Source organism: Westiellopsis prolifica IICB1, from assembly GCF_004323185.1.
Classification (GTDB): Bacteria; Cyanobacteriota; Cyanobacteriia; order Cyanobacteriales; family Nostocaceae; genus Pelatocladus; species Pelatocladus prolificus_A.
Genome location: NZ_NAPS01000002.1, coordinates 1,473,756 through 1,480,398, shown reverse-complemented (window position 1 = coordinate 1,480,398; position 6,643 = coordinate 1,473,756). Strand labels below are relative to the sequence as shown.

7 protein-coding genes are annotated in these 6,643 nt (G+C 41.1%); 2 read left to right on the top strand and 5 right to left on the bottom strand.

What is annotated here, in order from left to right; translation table 11 throughout:
- Positions 1-80: 80 nt before the first annotated feature.
- Complete coding sequence (locus B4U84_RS20715; protein ID WP_026081933.1) at positions 81-740, bottom strand: riboflavin synthase; 660 nt, start codon at positions 738-740, stop codon at positions 81-83.
- A 339-nt stretch (positions 741-1,079) separates the two neighbouring features.
- Here B4U84_RS20715 and B4U84_RS20710 point away from each other — a divergent pair, with 339 nt between their 5' ends.
- Both B4U84_RS20710 and B4U84_RS20705 read left to right on the top strand, forming a co-directional pair.
- Positions 1,080-1,577: a bifunctional nuclease family protein gene (locus B4U84_RS20710; protein WP_017311048.1), complete on the top strand. Its 498-nt coding sequence runs from the start codon at positions 1,080-1,082 to the stop codon at positions 1,575-1,577.
- A 123-nt stretch (positions 1,578-1,700) separates the two neighbouring features.
- Entirely contained in the window at positions 1,701-2,831 is a 1,131-nt protein-coding gene (locus tag B4U84_RS20705; protein WP_131120424.1) for an aldo/keto reductase, read from the top strand.
- 247 nt (positions 2,832-3,078) lie between these two features.
- On the opposite strand, the gene B4U84_RS20700 is transcribed toward B4U84_RS20705, so the two are convergent.
- From B4U84_RS20700 to B4U84_RS20685, 4 genes are all read right to left on the bottom strand, one after another.
- Entirely contained in the window at positions 3,079-4,197 is a 1,119-nt protein-coding gene (locus tag B4U84_RS20700; RefSeq protein ID WP_131120423.1) for a geranylgeranyl reductase family protein, read from the bottom strand.
- A 157-nt stretch (positions 4,198-4,354) separates the two neighbouring features.
- Entirely contained in the window at positions 4,355-4,903 is a 549-nt protein-coding gene (gene frr, locus B4U84_RS20695) for a ribosome recycling factor (RefSeq protein ID WP_016861321.1), read from the bottom strand.
- A complete protein-coding gene (gene pyrH, locus B4U84_RS20690; protein WP_017311044.1) occupies positions 4,890-5,618 on the bottom strand; it encodes a UMP kinase in 729 nt (242 codons plus the stop codon). Before pyrH ends, frr begins: the two co-directional genes overlap by 14 nt.
- Positions 5,619-5,868: 250 nt before the next feature.
- Positions 5,869-6,423, bottom strand: coding sequence for a thioredoxin family protein (locus B4U84_RS20685; protein WP_044450918.1), 555 nt, complete (start codon positions 6,421-6,423; stop codon positions 5,869-5,871).
- Positions 6,424-6,643: the final 220 nt, after the last annotated feature.

Sequence of the window (6,643 nt, the reverse complement as noted above, 5' to 3'; positions counted from 1 at the left end):
TGTTAGTCAATAGTCAATAGTCAAGGGTCACTGCCCAATGCCCAATGCCCCATGCCCAATCCCCCATGCCCCATGCCCCATCACAAATACCCGTTTTCAGCTAGAAATGCAGGTGTGATTTCCTCATAATTGGTTTTTGTCGGAAATTTGAGGAATTTTTCTACGTATTTGCCGAGAATATCACCTTCGAGATTAACCCAACTGCCGTTGACTAGATAGCGGAGGTTTGTCTCGGCATAGGTTAGGGGAATGACCGCGACTGTAAACTGAGAAATTTCTGGATTATAATCAGCTACTGTGAGGCTAATACCATTCACAGTTATACTGCCTTTGGGAACAATATAATGAGCGATCGCATCAGGAGCGGTAAAAGTCATTTCCCAAGCGGTTGCTGTCTGTTGTGCCGAAACGATACAACCAATTCCATCCACGTGTCCCATCACAAAATGACCGCCGACTTTGCCACCTACTCGTAAGGAAGTTTCTAAATTTACATATCTCGGTTCTGTTTGCTCTTTTCCTAAAGTTGTACGGCGCAGGGTTTCCGGTGATGCTGTGGCGATAAAACCATCTTTTAAAATTTCTTCCACAGTTAAGCAAATACCATCTACTGCAACACTGTCACCGTAACTCAAGTCTCCCATGATGATTTCACATGGGTGTTTAACACAAGTAATTTGCCAATAATCACCCTCTAAGGGTCTTATGGTTCCTAATGCCTGAATTATTCCTGTAAACACGTCTCTTTTCTCTATAGAACTCAAATTATTGCTTGATTTTAACTAAAATTTAGTTGGTGATTTTCACAAAAATAGTAGAGTTAAAAGTATACTTTTTAACTATTTTTTGTATCAACATTTCAATACATTTACAATAAAGATAAGACTTATTTAGATAATTACATTATTGCGGAAAAAAACTAAATTGACTTACTCTGGTGTTCACAACCATTTGGGAGTTTAATAGAAGCAATTATAGAGAACAAGACTTATGTTTTTGATAACCCCAATCTTGACTAGTCAAGAGTATGATTTGTTACAAATTCCTCTAACGCTCAAAGGATTCTAGAGGTCTAGCGAATGATTGAAATGAAAGTCGCTGGCATAGCATTAGATGCCATAACCCGCAGTCCGATTGTACTTTTAAAAGATGCTACAGATCGGCGTGCTTTACCTATCTATATCGGTCAGGAACAGGCTAGGGCAATCATGGGCGCACTGGAGAATCAGAAGCCCCCTAGACCCTTAACCCACGACCTGATTGTAAATATTCTGGAGACGTGGAATATGACTCTAGAGCGTGTGATTATTCATTCCCTACAAAAGGATACATTTTATGCAGCTTTGATTATTAAACAAGGCGAAGTCAAAAAAGAAATTGACGCCCGTCCTAGCGATGCGATCGCTGTTGCTCTCCGTACAAATGCGCCTATTTGGGTCATGGAAGAGGTAATAGCCGATGCATCTATACCCGTAGATCGCGATGCCGATGAAGCTGAACAGGAGGCATTTCGCGAATTTATTTCTAATCTCCGTCCTGAAGATTTGATTAAGCGTTTTGGCAATGACGAATCTTAACAATTTTGGATTTTGGATTGTGGATTTTGGATTAAGCTTGTATGTATACCTAAGCACAAAAACTATCAACCAGTTCTTAGCTCTCAATCTAAAATCTAAAATCTAAAATCCAAAATTCACTAAATGCGATACCGACGCTTTGGAAAAACCGAACTACGCCTTTCGGTATTTTCCTTGGGGACAATGCGCTATTTAGCTTCACCAGAAAATGTATGGCAAACAATTCAAACAGCTATAGCGCTGGGAATTAATCATATAGAAACTGCTAGAGGTTACGGCAAAAGTGAGGAGTATCTTGGTAAGGCGATCGCCTTGGGGTTGCCAATACCTCGTTCGCAGGTTCACATTACAAGCAAAATCCCTCCCACGGTAGATGCAGATACTATGCGTCGGTACATCGATGAATCTCTAGAAAAATTGCATTTAGAATATCTAGATTGCTTGGGGATTCACGGTTTAAATACTTGGGAACATCTCAATTGGGTTAAATCCAAAGATGGCTGTATGCAAGCTGTACAAGAAGCCGTTGCTGATGGTCGTGTTCGACACGTTGGTTTTTCTACCCACGGTTCCTTAGATCTAATTCTAGCGGTTATCAATACAGATTTTTTTGAATTTGTCAATCTGCACTACTACTATTTTTTTCAGCGTCATGCCCCAGTCATTGAACTAGCAGCAGCTAAAGACATGGGCATATTTATTATTTCCCCTGCGGATAAGGGTGGACGTCTTTACACTCCACCCCCTACTCTAGTTGACTTGTGTCATCCTTTCTCGCCTCTAGAATTAAATTATCGATTTCTACTAACTGACCCCCGTATTACTACCTTGAGTGTCGGACCAGCAACTCCTGAAGAATTAACTCAACCATTAGAAATTGCTGACCAAGATGGGCAATTGACTGATGAGGAAATTAAAGTTTTTGAACATTTAGAAAATCATCAAAATCTAGCTTTAGGTACTGATTTATGCAATCAGTGTTATGAATGCTTACCATGTCCAGAAAATATTAACATTCCAGAAGTGCTGCGGCTGCGAAATTTGGCAGTAGCCTATGACATGAAAGATTATGGACAGTATCGTTATGGAATGTTTGAAAACGCCGGTCACTGGTTTCCTGGAATGAAAGCAAATCGCTGTACAGACTGTGGTGACTGCTTGCCAAAGTGTCCGCAAAACTTAGATATTCCTACCTTACTGAAGGATACTCATCAAAGACTACAAGGCAAAAGTGGCAGACGATTGTGGCAATAGTCAAGAGTCAAGAGTCAAGAGTCCAGAGTCAAGAGTCATCGAAGAAGGGAACTCTTAATAGGGAACTCTTAACAGTTTTTCCTATTTCCTGTTCCCTATCTGGGAGTAAGAGACCCCCACTTCTATAAGTGGTATGTTTCAGGTGGGGTGTAAATCCCCCTTTCTGTTACCCCCTGTTAAGAGTTGCCCGTTAAGAGTTCCCTCTTTAATAGTAAATGTTCATTGACAATTGACCCTTGACCCTTGACTAACCACCAAATGGAGTCAAGCGTTTGATCGCACGACCTGCCACATCTTTGTAGCGCAGTTCTCCACACAGGATTTTACCCATGATTTGAGGTGCAGAGGGACGCTTGACGCCTACTTTGTAGCCGACACCAGGAAAACGATAGAATAGACCAGCTAATTTTTGCGCCCAAGCCATATCACTACCCCATTCGGCATTAATGATATCTGAGTATGTTTCTAAAGCGTTGATGTCACCAGAGAGGGCTTTGTTGATCGCTTCTGATGCTTTTAAACCACTAAATATTGAAGGACGAATACCTTCGGCGGTAAAAGGATCAACTACACAAGCTGCTTCCCCTGCCAAAACTGCATTTTCAGTATGCAGTTTTTGTTCACCATTCCACAGGCAAATAGCATGGCCATATTGCTGACAGGTTTTTATATCCAAACCAAAGGAGTTGCCATACTCATCCAAAATTTTCTTAAAGTCTTGGGGTTCACCACCAATAAATGTACCAACACCAACAGAGTAACCATCTGCTTTGGGGAAATTCCAGAGATAGCCATTTTTCACCAGACCAAATTCAAAATGGGCAATATTACCATTTTCTACTGTGGCTAGTGCTTCTGCTTCTAAGGCTGCTGCGAGACGACGTTTACGTTCTTTGAAACCGAGCCATTTCGCCATTGATCCTTTGGCACCGTCAGCAGCAATTAAATATTTACCCATCACCGAACCATTAGCTGTATTCACTTGCCAATGGTCACTTTTAAACTCAATACCAGTGACTTCTGTGTTGTCTTTGAGTTCTGCTCCTTGTTTTTGTGCTTGCTGTACTAGGAAGTGGTCGAAAACATCACGTCGTACCATCCATACTGGTTCGGGAGTTTCTAGTTTCGCTTCTACTGGGTCGCCTGTTTTCCAAGTACAGCGGATAGTGTCTGCTTTGATGGAAATTGCTGGACTAAAGTCAAAGTCAAACCACTGGGCGATCGCAGGTGACACGCCACCACCACAAGGTTTATATCTTGGTAGAGATGCTTTTTCCAGAATTAATACAGAGCGCCCTTGCTTGGCTAGATGATACCCTGCTGTTCCACCGGCTGGACCGGCACCGACAATGATGCAGTCGTACATAAAGTTCTAGATGTTTGCTTTTGAATTAGTTGGTTTTTGAGTTGTGGACTCTATGTTTAGATGGTGTTACCAAAATTTATAAGTCAGGTAAAAAAAAAGGTAAAAGTAAAAAACTATTGTCCCGATTTTACCTTTTACCTTTTACTTAGTAATTGGATTAGACGGTAGTGATGTCTTTTTCTTTTTCTGCCAATAGTTCATTGATTCTGGCAGTGTATTTGTCCGTCAGTTTTTGTAATTTATCTTGCTGATCACGTGCTTCGTCTTCGGATACCTCAGAATTTTTTTCCATTTTGCGAATGGTATCTAGGGCATCGCGGCGAATGTTACGAATGCCAACACGACCTTCTTCAGCATACTTAGCAGCAATTTTTACTAATTCTTTGCGGCGATCGCTTGTCAGTGGGGGAATGTTCAGTCTAATGACAGAACCGTCGTTACTGGGGGTTAAACCCACATCTGACATAGAAATAGCCTTTTCGATCAGGTTTAAAGAACTGCGATCATAAGGCTGAATCAATATCGTTGTAGCATCTGGTGTACTGATGTTAGCAAGTGATTTCAGAGGTGTAGATGCACCATAATAGTCCACTGTCACTTTGTCTAACAAGCTGGCATTGGCGCGACCAGTACGAATCGTGTTAAAAGCTCGTTGAGTCGCCTCAATGGTTTTTTGCATTGTACTTTCAGCTTCAGCTAATTTCACAAGTACCTCCCACAAGGGTGCCGATAGATTCTCCCATGACTGCGCGATGGATATTACCCCGTACGCCCAAGTCAAAAACAAGAATTGGGATATTATTTTCTTTACATAAGGCTATCGCGGTACTGTCCATTACCCGCAAATCTTTTGCCAAAACATGTCCAAAAGTCAGACTATTGTAACGTTTGGCATCAGGATAGATATGTGGGTCAGCGTCGTACACTCCGTCTACCTTAGTAGCTTTAAAAATAACTTCGGCTTCAATTTCTGCGGCTCTTAAAGCAGCAGTGGTATCGGTTGTGAAAAAGGGATTACCAGAACCCGCGCCAAAAATAACCACCCGCCCTTTTTCTAGGTGACGGATGGCACGACGACGGATATATGGTTCAGCTAATTCTTGCATGGCGATCGCGGTTTGTACTCGCGTCTGTACCCCTATTCGCTCTAGTGAGTCTTGCAGCGTCATGGCATTCATTACCGTGGCAATCATACCAATGTAGTCAGCTGTTGCCCTGTCCATCCCCGCCGATGCCGCTTTGACACCACGAAATATATTACCCCCGCCAACGACGATGGCGATTTGAACACCAGTGGCTACTACCTCTGCTACTTCTTGGGCGATTTCTTTGACCACTTCTGGGTCAATTCCATAGCCCATGTTGCCCATTAAGGCTTCACCGCTTAGTTTAAGTAAAACCCGTCGGTAATTTGTTCCCATGAAGTTACGCTTTATCAAAAAATATGCTAATTACCTCCAATTAAAGATAACAGTAGTGTGACTATCTGTCTCTAGTACTTGACCGAGACAAGGCGTGGATTTTAGATTTTGGATTTTGGATTAAATCTAAATCTAGAATCCAAAAAGCAGTTACCTACACGCCCGCTGCTCCGCGTCTACAAGCCTAATAGCCTCTTCTTTATAAGGAGAGGGTAATCCAAAATCTAAAATGGTATAAACCCTTTATCTTTTAGTTACGCCATATCACATAGGAACCTGTAGGTTCAGTTTCTTGAGGATAAATTTCTTGACCTTTAATGAGTGATGCGATCGCCTTTGTGAGATAGTTACCCGTCAGATTTGATTGGTGGTACGGATGATCATCTATCATTCCTTTGTAGCGAACTACACCTTGTGTGTCGATTAAAAAAGCCATTGGTGTTTTGCTAATACCAAAACTACGAGTTACATCTTGAGTCGAATCCCACAAATAGGGAAAATTTAACTCGTTGACTTTTGCAAAAGCTTTCATGCTTTCAAAATCTTCTGTTGTCAACTGAGTGGCATCGTTACCATTCAAGCCAATGATTGTAAAACCCTGTTTGTAAAACTCTAGTTGAATTTTTTTCAGCCTATCTAGATACAATTTTACATAGGGACAATTATTGGACATCGAAATGACGCCAACGGCAAGAAATTTATTTAAGTAACGGCTCAGGTGATGTACTTGCTCATCAATTCCAGGCAGTTCAAAATCGGGTGCATAACTTCCTACAGGAGTATTATTTGTTTCTACTTGATTCATATTTTCTGACTCGCAGGAACTAAGAACACACCTTTAAAGGAAATGTTTTATGTTTTGACTATTTTATAAGCCAGTTTCGCTGTTGTTAATTGTGAAACTACTGAATTTAGATTACTCAAGTCTCAGAATCAAAGCAGCAGTATAATATTGTCGAGTTGTAATAAAATATAAATTTTTGTGAAAATAGTCAGTATAAATATATCTGCATTTTTCCAAATTT